3 protein-coding genes and 1 pseudogene are annotated in these 2,331 nt (G+C 26.0%); all 4 read right to left on the bottom strand.

What is annotated here, in order from left to right; translation table 11 throughout:
• A pseudogene (locus tag ACRDDY_RS09520) lies at window positions 1–190 on the bottom strand (universal stress protein); the annotation flags it as partial.
• An 83-nt stretch (window positions 191–273) separates the two neighbouring features.
• Window positions 274–846, bottom strand: coding sequence for a hypothetical protein (locus tag ACRDDY_RS09525; protein ID WP_438564715.1), 573 nt, complete (start codon window positions 844–846; stop codon window positions 274–276).
• Between the two features lie 4 nt (window positions 847–850).
• Window positions 851–1,405: a hypothetical protein gene (locus tag ACRDDY_RS09530; RefSeq protein WP_438564716.1), complete on the bottom strand. Its 555-nt coding sequence runs from the start codon at window positions 1,403–1,405 to the stop codon at window positions 851–853.
• Window positions 1,406–1,410: 5 nt separating this feature from the next.
• A complete protein-coding gene (locus ACRDDY_RS09535) occupies window positions 1,411–2,262 on the bottom strand; it encodes an ATP-binding cassette domain-containing protein (RefSeq protein ID WP_438564717.1) in 852 nt (283 codons plus the stop codon).
• Window positions 2,263–2,331: the final 69 nt, after the last annotated feature.

Below are 2,331 nucleotides of genomic sequence, written 5' to 3' on the forward strand. Positions count from 1 at the left end.
TTTTTTGTCCTAAAGCTTCAGCAACCTTTATTTCATCTGCCATAACTATTCCACTTACAAATACAATCTCTTTAACATGCATTAAAATTATTTCAACCTTTTCAGGATCATAAAAATCTTTTAAATATTCTAGTGATATTAAACTTCTCTCACTTCCATCGATAGGAATTAATACTTTTCTTTTACTCATATAAATCACTCCTGACTTTTCTTTTGTTTTATTATAACAAATTTTAACACTATTATTTTATAGTTCTCAAAATGTTAATTATATTATTTCACTAAAGCATTAAGCTTCATATAATATTTTCTTCCAAAGCTTAAAAACCATACTAATAAAACACAAATACTTATAATTAAAAATATATTAAATACATATATTGCCGACTTCTCTGTTACTATAATTAATATAAAAAGAGTTAACGGAAGTATTATGTGTATATGTTTTAATACTATTCCTATATTATTTTCCTCTATATTAAATTCTACAACCTTAATAAAGACAATTCCAATCATAACTATTATTACTCCAAAACTTTGCACTAGATATCCCGCCTTATATTGTCCTAGAAAAAATGTAATTATAAACATGATTGAAAAAATTCCTATCATTATAAATGAAGTTACGATTTGTGATTTTAAAATTTCCTTCCTATCAACTGGTAACACATTTAAAAACTTATCACTCTTTCTCGATTCTAAAAACATTGATATTCCATTAATTCCCAATATAAGCATAACAAAATTAGATGTTCCTGTTCCTCCTAAAAGCAAACCTATAAAACTATATACAATTATCATTAATGCCATTCTTCTTAAATCCATTTTCACAAGCTCTTTAACCATATTATCACTCCATACTTATTCCTTTATTCCCTAATTTCTTAAGAATCTTTCTATAAATAAATATAAAAAAGATTCCTATCCAAATTAAAGTTCCCATAGTAAATAATTTTAATAACTGAATATCCTTAAATGCATATACCATCCATATAAATAAATATCCCAATGAATTAGTTAAATACTTCATATTTCCTAAAAGTTCTCCTATTGTAACAACACATCCATACCCTATCATTATTATAAGTACTGAATAAAAATGTATTGTTACATTATAAAAACCTGTCCTCATTATATAAAAGGCTCCTATTCCCCCTAACATTAATATTCCAATACAAATATTTGCCTTTAACATTTCTTTTTCGCTAACAGGCATTATACTATGCATCTCAGCTTTTCTTCCTACAACCCCCCAAATAATTAAAGGTACAAATACGATAAAAGTAAATTCTCCATCTAGATTTGTATAAAAAATATCTCTATTAACTGTAATTATAAATATTCCCCAGAAAAACCATATATCCATAGCACTTTTAATCTTAAATTTTATTAATTCTAATACCATAGCCTTTAGCCCTCCTTTGTAAGGTGAACTATTATTTGGTCTAAACTTGCCTCTTCAAAAACTAAACTTTTATTTATAGCTTTTAATTTTTCTTTTTCATTTGTTATAGCTTCAAAACCATATTTATGAAGTCGTATCCCTTTTAAATATTTCTTTATTTCTTCATTTAAATCTTCTTTCTTTCCTTTAACTAAAATAGTTTCTTCTATTAATTTATCCTTTTCTAAGCTAAACTCTATTCTTCCTTTTTTAACAAAGGTAATATAATCTGCAATTCTTTCTAAATCTGTAGTAACATGAGTTGAATATAAAACTGATATTTCCTCATTTTCAACTAATTCAAAAAGAATATCTAAAAGTTCATCACGAATTACTGCATCAAGTCCTGCTGTTGGTTCATCTAAAATTAAAAGTTCTGCATTATAAGATAATGCTATTGCCAATGAATATCTAAGCTCTTGCCCCTTAGATAAATTTTTAAGCCTTTCAAACATATCTAAAGAAAACTTCTTACTATAATAATTAAACTTAGAATCATCCCATGACTTATAAAACTTTTTAATCATCCTAATATTTTTCTCTAATCTATAATTTCCAATCCCCATTGGAGTATCATAAACTATTCCTATTTTCTCTTTTAATCTTGGATTTTCTAATAAATTCTCTCCAAATGCAATTATCTTTCCTAAATCAACTTCATTAATTCCTATTATAGATTTTATTATAGTAGACTTTCCTGCCCCATTAGCACCAATAACCCCCATTACAGTACCCTTTTTCAATGAAAAATTTATATCTTCAATCTTAAACCTTGCAAACTTTTTATTAACCCCTATAACTTCTAATATATTCTCCATCTCACCTTACCCTCCTTAATTATTTTCCCATAAAATTTTTACCATACCACTAAAATCACTATACTCTAA

The organism is Clostridium sp. (genome assembly GCF_051656525.1).
GTDB lineage: Bacteria > Bacillota > Clostridia > Clostridiales > Clostridiaceae > Clostridium.